This window comes from Corynebacterium sp. HMSC069E04 (genome assembly GCF_001813175.1).
GTDB lineage: Bacteria > Actinomycetota > Actinomycetes > Mycobacteriales > Mycobacteriaceae > Corynebacterium > Corynebacterium aurimucosum.
This window is the reverse complement of the sequence record NZ_KV811645.1, coordinates 1-16,516: the sequence shown is the minus strand read 5'-3', so window position 1 is coordinate 16,516 and position 16,516 is coordinate 1. Positions and strand designations below refer to the sequence as shown.

Here is a 16,516-nt window from a genome sequence, read left to right as displayed (position 1 = left end):
ATGCGGAACGATGTCTCCGAACCAGACACCACTGGGGGCACCATGACCAGCGGAAACGATGGTCCAATCAAGGGGTGGAGGTTGAAAACCCAAAAAACTCTCTATCTAATCAGAACAGTTGTTGCGGGGAAGAGCAGTGCTTGTCGACGATTCCCTGTTAAGCATGGATAATTTTGCGAATTTTGGGATTTTGGGAACTTCCTAGCAATGGGGAGCGTTGATCCTAGTGAAGTGAAAGACAAGGCGGCCCCGAATGGCCGCTTTTTAGAGAACGACTGTGAAAGGAATCGGGATTCGCGTGCGTTCTAGCAACCCCGTCATGAGTTCCCTCTCGTCCAGCCAAAGCCAGACCCAGGTTAACCCCTACGGTCAGAGCGACAATCCGTTTAACCAAGGAAACCGTAGCGCCGATCGTCCGCTGACGGTTGATGATGTCGTGACCAAGACTGGTATTACTCTTGGCGTCATCATCGTTATGGCCGTACTTAACTTCGCCATTGGTGAGTTGATTAACCCGGGCATTGCGATGATTCTTACCCTGGTTGGTGCGCTGGGCGGTTTCATTACTGTTCTCGTCTCAACGTTTGGCAAGAAGTTTGGTTCCGCTGCGGCGACGTTGATTTACGCCGTGTTTGAGGGCCTTTTCGTGGGCGGCTTCTCGCTCATGTTCGCCGGCGTATCCTTCGGTAACTCCGATGGTATGGCGCTTATCGGGCAGGCCATCATGGGCACTGTAGGTGTATTCATCGGCATGCTGATGGTCTACAAGACCGGTGCGGTCAAGGTCACCCCGAAGTTCAACAAGATCATGTTCGGCCTTATTGCCGGTGTGGCAGTGTTGGCGCTGGGTAACATGTTGGGTGCTATTTTCTTCGGCTTCAACCCGTTGCGTGATGGCGGCATGCTCGCCATCATCTTCTCCCTTGTCTGCATCGTCTTGGCTTCGCTGTCCTTCATGACGGACTTTGACCAAGCTGATCGCCTTATCCGTCAGGGCGCTCCGGCTCAGTACGCCTGGGGTATCGCTCTTGGTCTGGCTGTGACCTTGGTCTGGCTCTACACCGAGATTCTCCGTCTGCTGAGCTACTTTAGGGACTAATCAGTCTCATAACGCTATTGCGAACCGGTGGCCGGAACCACAATCTTTGTGGTTCCGGCCACCGGTTTCTTTTCTGAGCCGCGAACCTTCTATTGGGCACAGCGCCGGCTATAGGCGGAGCGTTCTTTCTTTCGCCTCAGTGCTAAAACCGTCGAAGCTGGCCAGCTGTTAGCACGAATGTTCCTAAAGTTCCGTGTGTGATTGTGTATTGATTCCGCTCGGTGCGTTAGTCATTTTCCCCGCGCTACGTGGATGGCCATCCACGTAGTTATGCTTGTGAAGCCAAAGGTTCTCCTGGTGGCTATGGGCGAAATGTTCGATTTATCGAAGCTTGAGAGAAGTCAATCAGGGGTTATGTGGGTTGCCGCTCGTCTGCTGGCAATGGTGTGACTGTTACTAAACCGCAGTGTCGCGTGGTTGTGCCATTGCCATTTCCTTGCGTGTTGATGGAACTAGCTGGGCTTTTAAGCGGAGCTTGAGGTGTTGTCTAGGGGGATCATCTGAGGTGGCTGGCTTCCTGCTTTCCTATTGGAAAAACGACACCCGAAAGTTAACAGTGTTGTAATTAGGGGACCCCCACTTGGTTATAATCGGCAGCTCGGTCACATGTAGATCACTGCTGGCGTCCAAATTTCTTACAGGCTACGACCAGCGATTATTTATAAAAGTTCTATTAATGTCGTCGAATGGGTGTTCTGTCGGGAAATATTGCATGAATCTTTTTTGGCTCTGGCGCGACATCTTGATAGTTCTCATGCATTCTGGTCGCAGAAGCCGCTCGAAGCTTTCAGCTTCAGCGAGGGGCTTCTAATGGTCAGGAAAATTGGTTGAAAGGAAACCATGAAGCGAATCGGGGGCCTAGTGCTGGTGGCAGTTTGTATCGGGGTGCTGTCAAACTGTGCATCTCCGCTAGGTCTAGGTGCTCGCGACCATGGTGATAATCCGGGGGACTTTCACAATGTTCCTGGCGATAACACCGGCGGTGGCTCAGGGGACTCGGGGGTCGCTGATGCCACCGCCACGAGGTTGCGGGAGTCGCAGGCTTCAAGCGACGAACCTCGTGCGGGAGAGGGGGTGCTGCCGCCTCTCGGTGAATTTGATCGTACGGTGCCGGGATTCCAAGTGTTTGATCCATGTACCACGGAGACTCTAGCGGTGTTTGAAGACTCGGGCTTAGTGTCTACTGGTTCGGTTAAGCGCGAAACTGGATATCGGTCTTGTCAGTTTGAGGCGCAGGAACGGGATGGAAGTAAAGCTAGCGTGACTATTGCATCAAGGGATTTCACTCTCTCTGAGGTTCGCTCTACGTTCCCCGATGGGGTGGAGGCGACCGGAGAGGACGCCAAATCAATCTACCTTGTCGAGGAATCGTTTATAACGAACGCGACCTGTACCGGGTATGTGGGGACTGTACAGGGGACGCTCTCAATCTCTTGGACCAACTTGTCCGACGCTATTTCGATAGAAGATAACTGTAAAAACGTTGAAAGGTTAGCAAGCGCCGTTATCTAGTTTGATGGCGCTCGGGGGAAGCAATGATTATTAATCAAGAAGATTTAAATCAACAAGTCGACGCAATTAACAATCTGGGTCAAAATCTAGCTTTGGCCACGCAAAAGGCGAATAGCCCACTCGATGGAGGCTTCTCCACGGTGATCGGCCTAAGTGAAGTTGGTGCAATCCACCAGCGTGTGCTGGCAACGGACCCTGGGTCCGCGCGGAATTCTTTGGAAGGATTTAGGGGGCAGGTTTCTTGGCTCGGGGAAGCTCTTCAAACAGAGCTAGCAAGCTTCGAATCACAAGACATACTTACCAGCCGGGGGCTGGATGTCGCTGATGCTGGCGGGGGAGGCGGGGCAGCGTCGATGCCGATAGTCTCGCAACCGGATCCGGGCTATAGTCCGTTTGGGTTTACTGTTCCGATCGTGGACACCGGCGCGTCCATTATGGGCCTGGCATCGAATCTGTTCAGCACTCGCTTCTGGGATGTGTCCGAAGCGAATGCGCGGTGGGGAGCGCTGAGTGGGGAAGTCGCTGATATCGTCGCTGGGCTTGAGCGCTCAGCCGCGTCCTTAGAATCGGAGAATGACAGCGAAGCTACTACACGAGCGGCACAAAAAATTCGTGAGGTCGCACAGGCAGGAACGCACTTCATCGCCAACGCAAATGTCATGCAGCAGAAGCTATTTGGCTTCCAAGCGCAGCTCATAAACGTACAGCCCGAAGCCATTGCCCTGGCATTCGAGGTGGCCGCAATTCCAGATCCTGTTGCACGCGCAGCTGCTGAAAAAGCAGCATTGACCTATATGCAGGGTGTTCTGCAGCAGCAAGTGATTTCGGCTATGCCGTATCAGCATGCACTCATGGATGCGGCACCACCCAGCGGCGGTGGGGACACCAGCACTCATTTTGGAGCCGTCGCGGGCGACGGAAACCAGTACAACACAGATGGGGTTGCCTGGCCCCAAAAGATTGCTGAAGCAATCGAGAGTGGTGCTGTGGGGCCTGGGTCTTTCAATGTTGCCAATGGTCAGATCCAAGGGCTTGAAAGCGTCGGGATGGGCGCTGAGGATATCGCGAAGCTTCATGGTGATTTACATAACCGTGGGCGCAGTATCCTCAACGACCTAGGCTTTGGTGAAGCGCTGGCACCCATCAATGCAGCCGAGGTAAACACGTCGGCCGCTAGTGCGGGAATCGGGTCTCTTAACCCAGTTCACGGCACGATGACAGGAGCCACGACTGCTCCGGGCGGTGCGCCTTATGCGGCGAGTGGTCTCAATGGGTTGGGATCGGTCGGTCTCGCTGATGGACGTGGCAACCAGCTTCCCGGAGGAATTGCGGGACTCAATGGTCGTTTGCCGGAGGCATCAGCGAATCCAACCACTTCCGCGGCGGGCTTGGGCGGCTTGAATTCCTCCTTCGGCGGGCCGCAGACCGGAACGCATCCGGTACTCGGTGGACTTCCCGGGGCCGTAACAGGGGCTGGTCAGCAGCGGGAGGGGCGGGCGTCGCTAAGCGGCAATGGCCTCCTGGGCGGTAATGCAGGCAGTGGTGCCGTTGGTGTGGGTGGCATGGGCAGCGTGGCCGGTCCTGGTGCCGTCGGCAACGCCGGTGGTGTCGTGGGTGCTGCCGGCGGAGCGCACGGTGCGAAGCCGGGTGTTGGCAATGCCCGTGGTGCGGGGATGCGCATGATGCCGTTGATGGGTGGGATGGCACGTGGCGGCGATGGTGAACGGCGAATCAAATCCGTTACCACGCAGGTAGAGCGCGATCCCAACCGCCGCGACCTATTAGGCGAAGCCCCTGCGGTGCTGCCAGGGGTTATTGGGGATTGGGCCCGCGAAGAAAACTAGGTGCAAGGCGGTGGAGGGGGAGTGCCCTCAAAACGCTAAAAGCGGCGCCGGATTATTCGGGGCGCCGCTCTCGCTTTAAGATGCCGTTGAGCTTACTGCTGAACCGGGGCAGTGGTGTATTCAGCCGGAGCTACCGCGGTCTCGGTGGCAGCTTCGGTGCCAACGACGTCGGTGGCATCTGCAGACTCGGAGGATTCGGCTGCGCCGGCTCCCGGGGCCTCACCGGTGAAGGTAGCACCGGTGTCGACCTTTTCAGTGGAATCCTGCTCGCTCGGCGGGTGGCAAGCAGCAAGGGTAAGACCAGCAGAGACAACCAGACCAGCAGCAGCGAAACGAGTGAACTTCTTCATGGGGATAAAACTCTTTCTCAGAAAAACGGTGACCTAAGAGCAGTATAAATTAGGACTTGCGCGGAGTTGCGGCCTTTGCGGAATCATAAGGTGCAGCGGAGACCACGGTCACCGACAAGGTCTTGCCATTCGGCGCGGTGTACTCGCGGGTCTCGCCCTCGGCAGCACCCAGAAGGGCAGCGCCCAGCGGGGACTGCTCAGAGTAGGTCTCCAAGTCCTTGTTGTCGGAAGCAGCAGCGCGGGTACCAATGAGGAAGGTCTCGCGGTCCTCTTCGTCACCGTTGTAGTAAACGTGGACCACCGAACCGATGTGGGCAACGCCCTCCTGGACGGCGGTGCGCTCGGTGGTGGAGTTAGCCAGAACCTCGGAGATCTGCTTGATGCGGGCCTCTTCCTGGTCCTGCATCTCGCGTGCGGCGTCGTAACCCGCGTTCTCCTTAAGGTCACCCTCCTCGCGGCGCTCATTAATTTCCGCGGCGACGACCGGGCGGTGGTCAATCAGGGCCTGCAGCTCGGCCTCGAGCTTGGCCTTGGTTTCCGGGGTGATGTATTGCTTCTGCTGCTCAGCCATAGTGCAACCTTCCGTATACGGTTTCTAATGAACACTTTTATTTCTCAAAGAACGGGCGCAAAAGTGCAGGTGGCGCAGCCCATTCAGAACGCTCAACATACTAGCACAGCTGGGCTTTTAGTTGTCGGTTGCCTCACCCGCTGTATCCATTGCGCTGGTATCGAGATAAGAAGGAATATTTCCAGAACAACCGTAGACGCCACCGGCGACAGCCGGGTGGTTGGTGGGGATGTCCACTGCGACGCGCTGGGCAGACTCGCCGCCGGCCGGCACGGCAATTTCGCGGCGGCCGACCTCGGCTTTGGAGTAGTCAAAAGCCTGCACGATGCAATAAGCAGGTTCTTCAACGCGGTTGCGTGTGATGTCTACCCAAATGCGCATGGAGTCATCGGAGAGGATCTCGTGTGTGACATAGGATATATCTGCGTTGACCTTCTGCTGGCTGCGGAAGTACTGAACGCCAAAGACGATGGCCGCGACAAACATGGCCAAAAACACCAGCACCAGTGCCCGATTGGTCCAGGAACCTCCTGTACGCGGGGTGCGTGTCTTGGAACCGTATCGAGACTGTGAACGTGCGGAGCGAGAAGCGGGTTGGGCGTCAGACATGAGTCTGATTCTATCCAACGGTCGCCGCGAAGTTACTATCCATTAGACTGGGCGTCTGTTTAAAGAAGCAATCTAGGGAGATGTAGCACCCAGTGAGTACAAAGCGCCTTTTGGCTATTCACGCGCACCCTGACGACGAATCCTCGAAGGGTGCGGCGACAACCGCGAAATATGCTGCGGAAGGGGCGGAGGTCCTCGTCGTCACCTGTACCGGTGGTGAGCGTGGGGATATTATCAACCCGGCCATGGACCGCCCTGGTGTCCTTGAGAATATGGGCAGTATTCGTCGAGAGGAAATGGCGGAAGCGGCCGCTGCTTTGGGCGTGCAACACCGCTGGCTTGGGCACGTGGATTCGGGCCTTCCCGGCAACCCGCTTGCGCCTAATATTAAGGACCTGCTCCCCGAGGGCTGCTTTGCTCTCAAGGAAGATGATGAGGTAGCCCAAGAGCTGGTGGAGATTATCCGTGAGTTCCGCCCCCACGTCATCATTACCTATGACGAAAATGGCGGCTACCCACACCCGGATCATCTCATGGTCTACCGAGCGTCTATGTTGGCGTGGGACAAGGCGGGCGATTCCGCGTACCACCCAGAATTGGGGGAGCCGTGGGAGCCGCTGAAGCTCTACTACACGCACGGCTTTGTGTATCAAAGGATGAAGATTTTCCACGACCTCCTTGTGAAGGAAGGAAAGGTGAGCCCTTATGAGCCGATGCTTGCGCGGTGGGATACCGCTTTCGGTGACATCATGGCGCGAGTGACCACGCAGGTAGAGTGCGCGGACTACTTCCAAAATCGGGAGGACGCTCTCCGCGCACACGCCACCCAAATTGATCCGGCCGGTGCCTTTCTTGCGACTCCGGTGTCCGTGCAGCAGGAGCACTGGCCTACGGAGGAATTTGAGCTGGCTAAGACCCGCGTTTCGACGGCGCTGCCGGAGGATGATTTATTTGCGGGAATCCCGGAAGTAGGGGAGGCTTAAAACATGAACGCTTTGTACTTCGCGGCGCATGACGTCGCCCTGCTCGCCCAGGGGAGCCAAAGCGGGCCGGTAGGACCAGAGTTCGGTAAGGCCTCGCCCATCGGTTTGCTCATCCTTGCCCTGATGGGCGTTGCCGTCCTCTTCGCAGGCTGGAATTTTCACCGCCGCTACTCGCGTTTCCGCCGCCGTACCATGTTCGCGCAGGATCACGGCATTGATCCTTTCGATGATGAGGCGGTCGATGCGGCTATGAAGGAAGCCGGCATCCTCGATAACAGTAAGAAGTCCATCTTTTAACGCAGAGGACGTTTCCCCACCGTGAAGTTCCTAAGCCAGCTCCTATATCCCCTGTATGAGGCGCGTCTAACGCGTGAGATTAAGAACAAACCGCAGCCACGCCACGTGGCAATCATGGCGGATGGCAATCGCCGCTGGGCGCGCGAGGCGGGCTTTACGGATATTAGCCACGGTCACCGCCAGGGAGCGCGGAAAATTAGTGAGATGATCTCTTGGTGCCAAGGCACTGACATTGAGGTCGTCACTATTTACCTGTTGTCGACGGAAAATTTGAAGCGCAGCGAGCAGGAAGTGCAGCTGCTTTTTGACATCATTTCTGATGTTGTCACGCACCTTTCCCAGGGCGATTTGGATTGCCAAATCCGTCTCGTGGGACACCTAGATCTGCTTCCTGAACAGGTTACCGCCAAAATGCAGTGCGCTGCTGAAGCCACAGAAGATCACCAGGGCGTCATCGTTAACATCGCGGTGGGCTACGGCGGGCGTCAAGAAATCGTTGATGCCGTGCAGAGTCTCATTCGTAGCGAAGCCGAAAAGGGATTGAGCGCTGAGGAGATTGCGGAGAACGTGACGGCAGAGGCCATCACGGGCAACCTCTACACCAAAGGTTTGCCGGACCCAGATCTCGTGATCCGCACCTCCGGTGAACAGCGTCTTTCCGGCTTTCTTCTGTGGCAGGCTGCTTATTCAGAGATTTGGTTTACGGATACGTATTGGCCCGCATTCCGCCGGGTAGATTTCTTGCGCGCTTTGCGCGATTATTCGCAGCGCTCACGCCGCTTTGGGCGCTAGCCCGATAATGCCCGCCTAGAGCTTGCGCATCCGCACTTGCTCCACCAAATGGTGTGAGCCCTTGCGTAGAACCAAGGAAGCACGCACTCGGGTGGGCAAAATATTTTCAATAAGGTTGGGCAGGTTGATGGACTGCCAGATTTCTCGGGCCTGCACGTAGGCTTCCTCATCCGTCATGTCCGCGAAGGAGGCGAAGTGCGCACCCGGCTCGCGGAAAGCGGTGTGCCGGAGCTTGAGGAAGCGGTCAATGTACCACTTTTCAATGTCGTCGACTCGGGCGTCCACATAAACAGAGAAGTCGAACAGGTCGGAGACCATGAGGGTCGGACCGGTTTGTAGGACGTTGAGGCCCTCCAAGATGAGGATGTCCGGCTGGCGAACCTCCTGAAATTCCCCGGGGACGATGTCATAGGACACGTGCGAGTAGAGCGGGGCCGTGACTAGGGGTTTGCCCGATTTAACGTCGGTAACAAAACGCATCAGTGCGCGGCGGTCATAGGACTCCGGGTAGCCCTTGCGCTGCATTAGCCCGTGTTCTTTAAGGTAGGCGGTGGGGTAGAGGAAGCCGTCCGTGGTCACCAAGTCGACCTTCGGGTGGGAATCCCAGCGTTCAAGGAGCACTTGGAGCAGGCGTGCTGTCGTGGACTTGCCCACGGCAACGGAACCAGCGACGCCGATGACGAAGGGCACGTGCGTCGGTGGGTTACCCAAGAAGGCCTCCGTGGCTGCGGTGAGCTTTTGGCGGGCCTCCACCTGCATGTGAATGAGACGCGAAAGGGGGAGGTACACCTCTGCTACCTCGGTGAGGTCGATGCGGTCACCAATGCCGCGGAGTTTTTCCACCTCGTTTGCCGTGAGCACCTGTGGCATGGATTTACGTAGGGCACGCCACGTATCACGGTCAAAATCGAGGTACGGGCTCGCATCGGTCATTCGCGCCATGCCGACTATTGTCGCACTGCATCGGGCGCCTAGTGCAATTGCCCCGAATGAAAAGATTCCTAGAGGCCCCCGCGCGGGGGATGCGGGCGTTAGGATGTAGAACTAGCTTCGGCGATTTCTCAAGCCGGTGGTGTTGTGCTGCGAGCGGGCACTGCCGGCGATCTTGACCATCTTTAGGAAGGGACACCACGCTTTCATGACGACTACGAACAATTCAGACGTGCGCTACCAGGAGATGCGCGATCTTGACCCCGAGGTCTTCGATGCTATCTCCGGTGAGATTGCTCGTCAGCGCGATACCCTCGAGATGATTGCCTCGGAGAACTTCGTCCCCCGCGCGGTTCTACAGGCACAGGGTTCTGTTCTCACCAACAAGTACGCAGAGGGCTACCCGGGACGCCGCTACTACGGCGGCTGCGAGCACGTCGACGTCGTGGAGGATCTGGCTCGCGATCGCGCCAAGGCGCTGTTTGGCGCTGATTTTGCCAACGTCCAGCCGCACTCCGGTGCCCAGGCCAACGCTGCTGTGCTGGCTTCGCTGATCCAGCCAGGTGACAAGATCATGGGCCTATCCTTGGCGCATGGCGGTCACCTGACCCACGGTATGAAGCTGAATTTCTCCGGCAAGCTTTACGACGTTGCCGCGTACGAGGTTGACCCGGAGACCATGCGCCTCGACATGGATAAGGTGCGCGAACAAGCTCTGGCAGAAAAGCCGCAGGTGATTATTGCTGGTTGGTCCGCCTACCCGCGCACCATCGACTTCGAGGCTTTTCGCTCCATCGCCGATGAGGTCGGCGCGTACCTGTGGACGGATATGGCGCACTTCGCGGGCCTCGTGGCCGCCGGTCTGCACCCCTCCCCGGTGCCGCACTCCGATGTTGTGTCCTCCACCGTGCACAAGACGCTTGGTGGCCCGCGCTCTGGCCTCATCTTGGCCAAGCAGGACTTTGCCAAGAAGATCAACTCCAACGTCTTCCCGGGCCAGCAGGGCGGACCGCTCATGCACGTCATCGCGGCAAAGGCTATCGCCCTCAAGATTGCGGCCACCGAGGAATTTAAGGAGCGTCAGGAGCGCACCCTGGAAGGTGCTCGCATTTTGGCTGAGCGCCTGACCGCTGAGGATTGCACCAAGGCAGGTGTCGACGTCCTCACCGGTGGTACCGACGTGCACCTCGTGCTGGCGGACCTGCGTAACTCCGAGCTCGATGGCCAGCAGGCGGAGGACCTTCTCCACGAGGTCGGCATCACCGTGAACCGCAATGCGGTTCCGAATGATCCGCGCCCGCCGATGGTTACCTCTGGTCTGCGCATCGGTACCCCGGCCTTGGCTACCCGCGGCCTCGACGCGGCGGCCTTCACCGAGGTGGCCGATGTCATCGGTACTGCACTAGCAAACGGTAAGAACGCGGACGTCGCCAAGCTGCGCGCTCGCGTGGAGAAGGTCGCCGCAGACTTCCCGCTCTACGACGGTCTTGAGGATTGGAAGCTGGTCTAAGCTTTCCCGCGCTCTCCTGGCTCTTCTTGGGAGAGCTCATTCGAGCGCTCCTCAGCGTGAGCTTTCCGAGCGGCTTCGAGCCACTCGGGCATCGCGCTGAGGAGTTCTTTAATTTCCGCGGTGGTGAGAGGACGGTCCATCTCGTTCTTCTTCAGCGCGGTCACGGAGATTCCCAGCTTTTGTGCCACCACTGGGCGCGGGTGGGGGCCTTCTCGACGCAGGTTAGCCAGCCATTCCGGCGGATTCTCCTGCAAGTCGCGCAGTTGCGCGTGGGTTACTGCGTTGGCTTGAAACTCCTCCGGGGTGGCCGGCAGGTAGATGCCCAGCTTCTTGGCTGCGGTTTGTGCGCGCATGGCGGTACCGGAAGGCTGCTGGGTTTCGTTGTTGGGGGTTTCCTTATTCGGGGTATCAGTCACGCTCACCACGCTAGCAGCACCGTAGTATGAGGTGCATGCTCCGCCTTGTCTTTTCCACTGGTACAGAACCCGGTAAGTGGTTTCGCCGCTACCGTGACTCGCATTCCCCCGAGTCCCTGGTGACCGTCGACGCCGATGATGCGCTGGCGGTTCTTCTCGCGCATGAGGCAGACCTCGCACTCACCCGCCTGCCAGATTCGCGGGTTGATGACAGCTTCCATGTGGTTCGTCTTTATGAGGAGGCGCCTGGTATTGCGGTGCCGAAAGACTCGGTCTATGCGGAGGTAGGGGAGGACATTGCGCCAGCGGATGTTGCCGAAGAGATTGTGAACTACCGGATTGCGCGGGACGGCAGTGTCGACGTTCCAGCCTTGCGCACCGCCCTCCAGGTCGTGGCAGCCAACGTGGGCGTGGCCATCGCGCCTCGACCACTGCTGAAGGTGCTGAGCAAGAAGCAGGTAGTCGCACTTGGGCTAGAGGACCCTTCCGTTGCGCGCACAGAAATCGCTTTGGTGTGGCGCCGGGCTGATGATGGTGACGAGATTCAGGATTTCGTCGGGGTGGCAAAGGGAAGGACGCGGAATTCCTCCCGCAACACAGCTGAGAAGCGCAGCGCCCGCGACAAAGCAAAGGCTAAGCAAGAACGCAGAAAGGCCCAAGGAAAGTCTCACAAGGGCTCGATTTCCAAACCGTTATCGAAAAGATATAGGGGTTCTCAACAGCGGAAACGCCGATAAATAAGTCTCTTTGTTGTCAAATCACAGGTTCGATGGTGGCAAGACGTGTTGGCTAGGCCTACGGTGGGCTTCGTTCTCAACAAAAGTACTTAGAACAGTGCTCAACTAGAAGAGAAAGGTTTAAGAATGAAGAAGATGACTCGTCGTTTCGCGGCTGGTATCGCCGCCGCCACCCTGTCCCTGGGTGTCGTTGCTTGCTCGGATGCTGAGGATGCCGCTAAGGATGCTGGCGACGCCGCACAGTCCGCCGCGTCCGACGCTACCGGTGCTGCCGGCTCTGCTGCTCAGGACGCCAAGGATTCCATGAAGGACTCCGAGTCCGCCGATCCTTCTGATGCTGAGGGTGCAGAGGATGCTGACTCTTCTGAAGCAGATTCTGCCGACTCGGAGGGCGGCGCTGAGGGCGACAAGAAGAGCGTATCCACCGCCAACGGTGATGTAGAGGTCCCGGCCGACTTCGCTCAGGCTATCAAGGAGAAGGCTGCTGAGTGGGGCGACCCGGAGTCCATCGAGACCACCGACAAGGGCAGCGTTGCAACTTTTGCCAAGGACAAGCTGCTGGCATTCGCTGAGGGCGAAGGCACCCAGCCGATCATTGGCAAGATCGCCGAGACCTGGACCGAGGAAGGCGGCCTTGAGAGCAAGGTAGGCCTGCCGACTGCCCCGGAGCAGGCCGAGGGCAACGGTTGGGTACAGGAGTTCACCAACGGCACTATCTCTTGGCTGCAGGGTGAGTCCGGCGAGTACGAGGCCACGATCAACTAAAGGCTTAGCTCGCATGTAGCGGGATTAACCGCCCGTTGAGCTTCTAAGACAGGCTCCGCACTGATAGATCGGTGCGGAGCCTGTCGCTGTTTTCCATGGTCACGGCTTCGCGAAAGAATAAACTACTCCCAACTTGTGGGAATGGTGTGACTGCGGTGAATGCCGTTTAAAAACTGTTCATCTTGCACCCATGTAATTTCAACCTTCGCTCTCTAGCGTGGACGGTGTCCGGAGGTTAAGTGCAGTTTCCGGGCAGTTCGACAATCACCAGCTTCACCATGCCCTCCCAGGTCGATGAGTTGGGACGGGCATAAAAAGGGAGAACCCTGCCGCTATGACCAATCCTTCCGTCCTGACCGAGCAGCCGCACGAGGCCGCTGTGGCAACCAAGACCTATGTCATCGATACCTCCGTCCTTCTCTCCGACCCCTGGGCGTTGCGTAAATTCGCAGAGCACGATGTGGTTCTGCCCATCGTCGTTATCTCTGAGTTGGAAGGAAAACGTCATCACCCGGAGCTTGGCTGGTTCGCCCGCCAAGCTCTTCGCTTTTTGGAGGACCTCCGCGCCACTTACGAAGCTCTGGATCAGCCGCTGCCCGTCAATGCCGCAGGCGGAACGCTGCGCGTGGAGCTTAACCACCAGGATCAATCCTTGCTGCCGGCGGCCTTCCGCGGGCCGGAAGGGGATCACCGAATTCTCGCGTGTGCGCTGAACTTGCAGCACGAAGGCAAGGACACCGTTCTGGTAACCAAGGATGTCCCGCTGCGCGTCAAGGCCGGCGCTGTGGGCCTGCAGGCCGATGAGTACCATGCGCAGGATGTCGTGCTCACCGGCTACACCGGCATGGCCATCGTGCCCACCAGCGCCGAGGTCATCGATGAGCTCTACGGGGAAGGCGAGGTGCTTATCGACGGCTCCGTGACCACCGCCGGCACCCGCGTCGAAGACCTGCCGGTGCACTGTGGCGTGACTCTGCAGGCAGGCGGGCAATCAGCACTGGGACGCATGACGGCTGAGGGCACTGTTCGCTTGGTGCGTGGGGATAGCAATGTATTCGGTCTGCAAGGCCGTTCCGCCGAGCAGCGCGTTGCACTGGACCTCTTAGTAGATCCTTCCGTGGGCATCATGTCCATCGGCGGCCGAGCGGGCACGGGTAAGTCCGCGCTGGCATTATGTGCTGGCTTGGAGGCAGTTCTGGAGCGCGGTGAGCACCGCCGCATCGTGGTATTCCGCCCGATGTATGCGGTGGGCGGACAGTCCTTGGGGTACCTGCCGGGCTCGGAGAGCGAAAAGATGAACCCCTGGGCCCAAGCAGTCTATGACACCTTGGAGGGCTTGGTTTCCGAAAACGTTATGGAGGAAGTCCTAGACCGCGGCCTCTTGGAAGTTCTCCCGCTGACCCACATCCGTGGCCGCAGCCTGCATGATTCCTTCGTTATCGTCGACGAGGCCCAGTCACTAGAGCGCAATGTGCTGCTCACAGTCCTTTCGCGACTGGGCCGCGGCTCCCGTGTGGTGCTCACACATGACGTTGCCCAGCGCGATAACTTGCGTGTTGGCCGCCACGATGGTGTGCAGGCGGTCATTGAGAAACTCAAGGGGCATGAGCTTTTTGCGCATGTGACCCTGCAGCGCTCTGAGCGCTCTGCCATTGCGGAGCTCGTCACCGATTTGTTGGAGGGTGAGAATTAACGCGTTCGCGAATGGCGATCTGCCTGCTCTCAGCTTGGCATTAACGCAGTGTGCTCAGTAATAATTGTTTCATGAGCGACAACGCAAAAAACAAGAAGAAGGATTTCCGCATCCGGCCCTTCAACGCTGCGGACTACCCGCAGATGCGGGAAATCTATGAGCAGGGCCTGAACACCGGTCACGCTACTTATGAGACCCGCTCGTTGACCTTCGAAGAATTTAAGAACGTCAAGATCATGTCGTCCGTCTTCGTCGCTGTTGAGGAAGACGATGACTCGAAGGTTCTCGGTTGGGTCTGCGCTGCGCAGGCGTCCACCCGTACCGTGTTCCACGGCGTGGTGGAGGATTCCATCTACCTGAGTAAGGAAGCCCAGGGCAGGGGTATCGGTGGCGCCTTGCTGGATCAGCTCATTGAGGTCTGCCGCGACTTGCACAAGTGGGCCATCCATTCGTGGATTTTCCCGGAGAACGAAGGCTCCGCTGGTCTCCACAAATCCCGTGGCTTCGTCAAGGTGGGTACCTACTCCCACATGGCAAAGATGACTTATGGTGAGCTTGCCGGCCAGTGGCGCGATACCGATGTTTATGAGCTGCTCCTTCCGAAGCCGGAGGAAAAGAAGGCAGAAGCCAACCAGAAGAGAAAGTAATTATCTCACTTTTCTAATATCAGGGCAGGAGTGGGGATAGAATAGAACCTGTTCTCAACCACTCTCTATCGAAGGCGAATCATGTCTTTCCGCACCTCTGTGCTTGCCCTTTCTACCGCCGTAGCCGTGTCGACCGGTGCTTTCGCAGCGCCCGTTGCCACGGCTGCTGAGTTTCCATCTGCCGGCTCCGTCCCTGTGGCGGAGCTCGACGTTAACCACCCCAATGGTGCTTTGGCTTATGTCTTTGCTGAGCCCGTGATGCAGTCCGATATTGACCTGGTTACCCGCCAGGTTCGGCAGCTACGCGGCAAGGCTTGGGACGATAACCTTCCCTTCAACGGCGGAACGCTGCGCCAGGCTGCTAGCGCCGCAGGTTTCCGCACCCGCGATGCCTATGTGAATTCCATCTCCTGGGATCGCGGTCTCGAGCACGCGGTTTTGCAGCGCGCTGCCGAGGAGAACCTTGACTTCAACCATGAGAGACTGCCAGGGGTTCCTCCCTTCGGAGTCATTAGCAACCTCTGGGCCGGTGAAAACCTGACCACTAAAGGGATGTCGGACGCGATCGCATCGTGGTCGACCGATAAGTACCAGGGGGCAAGCGAGTGGGATATGCTCATTCGCTCACATGGCCAGTTCAATGATCGCACTGGGCACCTCTACTCGATTATCGATCCCACCCACGTAACATTCGCTCAGGCGCAGGTTGGGGAGGTGACTGCTGGTTTCTTCTCCAACCGCGATATGCCCGGTCAACCCGCGCGTATTTCCGGCTGCCACGCATTCCCTATTGCCGTGCCGGAAAGTACAGTCGGCAAAGCCGAGCTCATGACTACGGGTGGCACTTCCGTCGGAAACCAAGGAAGCCTGGGATTGAGCATCGACGGCTTCCGGGGAGCAAAGCTGGGGGTTCCGGTGGCGTCGCCAAGCAGCAGCGATCCGGAGGTCTTGGAAGTCAACGAGGACGGAACCTACACGGCCAAGTCCGAGGGCACTGCGACCATCACCTTCAACACTCATGTGTTGCGTAATGGTCAGCCCCAGCTGTCAAACAACCAAGTCACCAAGACCGTGAAGGTGACCAAGAAGTCTCTTCTCGGAAGCTCGAGCACCGGTGGCACGGATGTTGGGACCATCGTGGGCATCATTGCCGGCCTGCTGGCACTCATCGGAGTGGCTGCGCAGGTAGCGCGCCAGTTAGGAATCCTGCGCTAGGCACTTTGATACGAGAAAACCCTCGCTACGTGATTCTTCGTAGCGAGGATTTCTTGTTGTTGCGTCCTTAGGGGAGTGCTCTAATCGATGGTCTCCTTGAGGTGCTCCTCCCGCACGGGCAGGATAAGCAGGAGAGCGATGATGGCCATCGGAACCATGAGCAGGATGACTGGGGTTAGACCATCGTTATAAGCGTTGAGGACGACATCGCGGATCGGCTCCGGTAGCTGTGCAACCATCGATGGGGTCAGGTTGGAGGAACCGCCGCCCTCGGCGTTGAACTTTTCCGCAAACGGTGCACCGGCCTTGCCCATGGAAGCAATGGCAGCAGGCATATTGGCAGCTAACTCGTCCTTCATGTTGTGGATGAATAGCGTGCCCACGAGGGAAGCGCCCATGGCGGAGCCGATTTGGCGGAAGAAGTTGTTAGCCGCAGTAGCGGTGCCCACCAGCGCCACGGGGAAGGAGTTCTGAACGATGAGAACGAGCACTTGCATAACAAAGCCAAGTCCGATGCTGAAGCGTCCTGGGTTTAGTTCCTACCTC

17 protein-coding genes and 1 pseudogene are annotated in these 16,516 nt (G+C 57.9%); 12 read left to right on the top strand and 6 right to left on the bottom strand.

Going from position 1 to position 16,516, the window contains the following annotated elements:
* The first annotated feature begins 298 nt into the window (after positions 1–298).
* The 3 genes from HMPREF2896_RS03795 to HMPREF2896_RS03785 all read left to right on the top strand — a co-directional run bounded on the left by HMPREF2896_RS03795 (position 299) and on the right by HMPREF2896_RS03785 (position 4,455).
* Positions 299–1,099, top strand: coding sequence for a Bax inhibitor-1/YccA family protein (locus tag HMPREF2896_RS03795; protein ID WP_070646298.1), 801 nt, complete (start codon positions 299–301; stop codon positions 1,097–1,099).
* 840 nt (positions 1,100–1,939) lie between these two features.
* Positions 1,940–2,611 carry a DUF3558 family protein gene (locus HMPREF2896_RS13175; RefSeq protein WP_070717859.1) on the top strand — a complete coding sequence of 224 codons (672 nt, stop codon included), beginning with the start codon at positions 1,940–1,942 and terminating at the stop codon, positions 2,609–2,611.
* A gap of 353 nt (positions 2,612–2,964) precedes the next feature.
* Positions 2,965–4,455, top strand: coding sequence for a hypothetical protein (locus tag HMPREF2896_RS03785; protein WP_070717856.1), 1,491 nt, complete (start codon positions 2,965–2,967; stop codon positions 4,453–4,455).
* A gap of 92 nt (positions 4,456–4,547) precedes the next feature.
* On the opposite strand, the gene HMPREF2896_RS03780 is transcribed toward HMPREF2896_RS03785, so the two are convergent.
* The 3 genes from HMPREF2896_RS03780 to HMPREF2896_RS03770 all read right to left on the bottom strand — a co-directional run bounded on the left by HMPREF2896_RS03780 (position 4,548) and on the right by HMPREF2896_RS03770 (position 5,985).
* Positions 4,548–4,805, bottom strand: a complete 258-nt coding sequence (locus HMPREF2896_RS03780; RefSeq protein ID WP_070447056.1) for a hypothetical protein — start codon at positions 4,803–4,805, stop codon at positions 4,548–4,550.
* Positions 4,806–4,854: 49 nt separating this feature from the next.
* Positions 4,855–5,376, bottom strand: coding sequence for a transcription elongation factor GreA (gene greA, locus HMPREF2896_RS03775; protein WP_010187368.1), 522 nt, complete (start codon positions 5,374–5,376; stop codon positions 4,855–4,857).
* A gap of 117 nt (positions 5,377–5,493) precedes the next feature.
* Positions 5,494–5,985 carry a DUF4307 domain-containing protein gene (locus tag HMPREF2896_RS03770; protein ID WP_070447054.1) on the bottom strand — a complete coding sequence of 164 codons (492 nt, stop codon included), beginning with the start codon at positions 5,983–5,985 and terminating at the stop codon, positions 5,494–5,496.
* Positions 5,986–6,077: 92 nt separating this feature from the next.
* Here HMPREF2896_RS03770 and mca point away from each other — a divergent pair, with 92 nt between their 5' ends.
* Genes mca through HMPREF2896_RS03755 form a run of 3 tightly spaced genes read left to right on the top strand, consistent with a single transcriptional unit; the run spans position 6,078 to position 8,057 of the window.
* Positions 6,078–6,968: a mycothiol conjugate amidase Mca gene (gene mca / locus HMPREF2896_RS03765; RefSeq protein ID WP_070717852.1), complete on the top strand. Its 891-nt coding sequence runs from the start codon at positions 6,078–6,080 to the stop codon at positions 6,966–6,968.
* Positions 6,969–6,971: 3 nt separating this feature from the next.
* Positions 6,972–7,265: a hypothetical protein gene (locus tag HMPREF2896_RS03760; RefSeq protein WP_010187365.1), complete on the top strand. Its 294-nt coding sequence runs from the start codon at positions 6,972–6,974 to the stop codon at positions 7,263–7,265.
* A 21-nt stretch (positions 7,266–7,286) separates the two neighbouring features.
* Complete coding sequence (locus HMPREF2896_RS03755; RefSeq protein ID WP_070447051.1) at positions 7,287–8,057, top strand: isoprenyl transferase; 771 nt, start codon at positions 7,287–7,289, stop codon at positions 8,055–8,057.
* Positions 8,058–8,072: 15 nt separating this feature from the next.
* Here HMPREF2896_RS03755 and coaA read toward each other — a convergent pair whose 3' ends face one another.
* Entirely contained in the window at positions 8,073–8,999 is a 927-nt protein-coding gene (coaA, locus tag HMPREF2896_RS03750; protein ID WP_070447050.1) for a type I pantothenate kinase, read from the bottom strand.
* A gap of 196 nt (positions 9,000–9,195) precedes the next feature.
* Here coaA and glyA point away from each other — a divergent pair, with 196 nt between their 5' ends.
* Positions 9,196–10,497, top strand: a complete 1,302-nt coding sequence (glyA, locus tag HMPREF2896_RS03745; protein WP_010187360.1) for a serine hydroxymethyltransferase — start codon at positions 9,196–9,198, stop codon at positions 10,495–10,497.
* On the opposite strand, the gene HMPREF2896_RS03740 is transcribed toward glyA, so the two are convergent.
* Complete coding sequence (locus tag HMPREF2896_RS03740; RefSeq protein ID WP_236659422.1) at positions 10,494–10,850, bottom strand: DUF5997 family protein; 357 nt, start codon at positions 10,848–10,850, stop codon at positions 10,494–10,496. The two genes, glyA and HMPREF2896_RS03740, sit on opposite strands and share 4 nt — an antisense overlap.
* A gap of 98 nt (positions 10,851–10,948) precedes the next feature.
* Here HMPREF2896_RS03740 and HMPREF2896_RS03735 point away from each other — a divergent pair, with 98 nt between their 5' ends.
* The 5 genes from HMPREF2896_RS03735 to HMPREF2896_RS03715 all read left to right on the top strand — a co-directional run bounded on the left by HMPREF2896_RS03735 (position 10,949) and on the right by HMPREF2896_RS03715 (position 15,970).
* Positions 10,949–11,650, top strand: coding sequence for a LysR family transcriptional regulator substrate-binding protein (locus tag HMPREF2896_RS03735; protein WP_070447047.1), 702 nt, complete (start codon positions 10,949–10,951; stop codon positions 11,648–11,650).
* 126 nt (positions 11,651–11,776) lie between these two features.
* On the top strand, positions 11,777–12,415 hold the full coding sequence (locus HMPREF2896_RS03730; RefSeq protein ID WP_070717849.1) for an LGFP repeat-containing protein: 639 nt from the start codon (positions 11,777–11,779) through the stop codon (positions 12,413–12,415).
* 334 nt (positions 12,416–12,749) lie between these two features.
* Positions 12,750–14,108: a PhoH family protein gene (locus HMPREF2896_RS03725; RefSeq protein ID WP_070717847.1), complete on the top strand. Its 1,359-nt coding sequence runs from the start codon at positions 12,750–12,752 to the stop codon at positions 14,106–14,108.
* Positions 14,109–14,179: 71 nt separating this feature from the next.
* Complete coding sequence (locus HMPREF2896_RS03720; RefSeq protein WP_070710724.1) at positions 14,180–14,755, top strand: GNAT family N-acetyltransferase; 576 nt, start codon at positions 14,180–14,182, stop codon at positions 14,753–14,755.
* Between the two features lie 81 nt (positions 14,756–14,836).
* Positions 14,837–15,970 carry a hypothetical protein gene (locus tag HMPREF2896_RS03715; RefSeq protein WP_070717844.1) on the top strand — a complete coding sequence of 378 codons (1,134 nt, stop codon included), beginning with the start codon at positions 14,837–14,839 and terminating at the stop codon, positions 15,968–15,970.
* Between the two features lie 80 nt (positions 15,971–16,050).
* On the opposite strand, the pseudogene HMPREF2896_RS03710 reads toward HMPREF2896_RS03715, so the two are convergent.
* Positions 16,051–16,491, bottom strand: a pseudogene (locus HMPREF2896_RS03710) (MFS transporter); the annotation flags it as partial.
* Between the last annotated feature and the right edge of the window lie 25 nt (positions 16,492–16,516).

Bases quoted from the DNA above. Each gene is read 5' to 3' on its own strand.
- HMPREF2896_RS13175 (WP_070717859.1), top strand. From the start codon at position 1,940: ATGAAGCGAATCGGGGGCCTAGTGCTGGTGGCAGTTTGTATCGGGGTG.
- HMPREF2896_RS03785 (WP_070717856.1), top strand. From the start codon at position 2,965: ATGCCGATAGTCTCGCAACCGGATCCGGGCTATAGTCCGTTTGGGTTT.
- HMPREF2896_RS03780 (WP_070447056.1), bottom strand. From the start codon at position 4,805: ATGAAGAAGTTCACTCGTTTCGCTGCTGCTGGTCTGGTTGTCTCTGCT.
- greA (WP_010187368.1), bottom strand. From the start codon at position 5,376: ATGGCTGAGCAGCAGAAGCAATACATCACCCCGGAAACCAAGGCCAAG.
- HMPREF2896_RS03770 (WP_070447054.1), bottom strand. From the start codon at position 5,985: ATGTCTGACGCCCAACCCGCTTCTCGCTCCGCACGTTCACAGTCTCGA.
- HMPREF2896_RS03760 (WP_010187365.1), top strand. From the start codon at position 6,972: ATGAACGCTTTGTACTTCGCGGCGCATGACGTCGCCCTGCTCGCCCAG.
- coaA (WP_070447050.1), bottom strand. From the start codon at position 8,999: ATGGCGCGAATGACCGATGCGAGCCCGTACCTCGATTTTGACCGTGAT.
- glyA (WP_010187360.1), top strand. From the start codon at position 9,196: ATGACGACTACGAACAATTCAGACGTGCGCTACCAGGAGATGCGCGAT.
- HMPREF2896_RS03740 (WP_236659422.1), bottom strand. From the start codon at position 10,850: ATGCGCGCACAAACCGCAGCCAAGAAGCTGGGCATCTACCTGCCGGCC.
- HMPREF2896_RS03735 (WP_070447047.1), top strand. From the start codon at position 10,949: ATGCTCCGCCTTGTCTTTTCCACTGGTACAGAACCCGGTAAGTGGTTT.
- HMPREF2896_RS03730 (WP_070717849.1), top strand. From the start codon at position 11,777: ATGAAGAAGATGACTCGTCGTTTCGCGGCTGGTATCGCCGCCGCCACC.
- HMPREF2896_RS03725 (WP_070717847.1), top strand. From the start codon at position 12,750: ATGACCAATCCTTCCGTCCTGACCGAGCAGCCGCACGAGGCCGCTGTG.
- HMPREF2896_RS03720 (WP_070710724.1), top strand. From the start codon at position 14,180: ATGAGCGACAACGCAAAAAACAAGAAGAAGGATTTCCGCATCCGGCCC.
- HMPREF2896_RS03715 (WP_070717844.1), top strand. From the start codon at position 14,837: ATGTCTTTCCGCACCTCTGTGCTTGCCCTTTCTACCGCCGTAGCCGTG.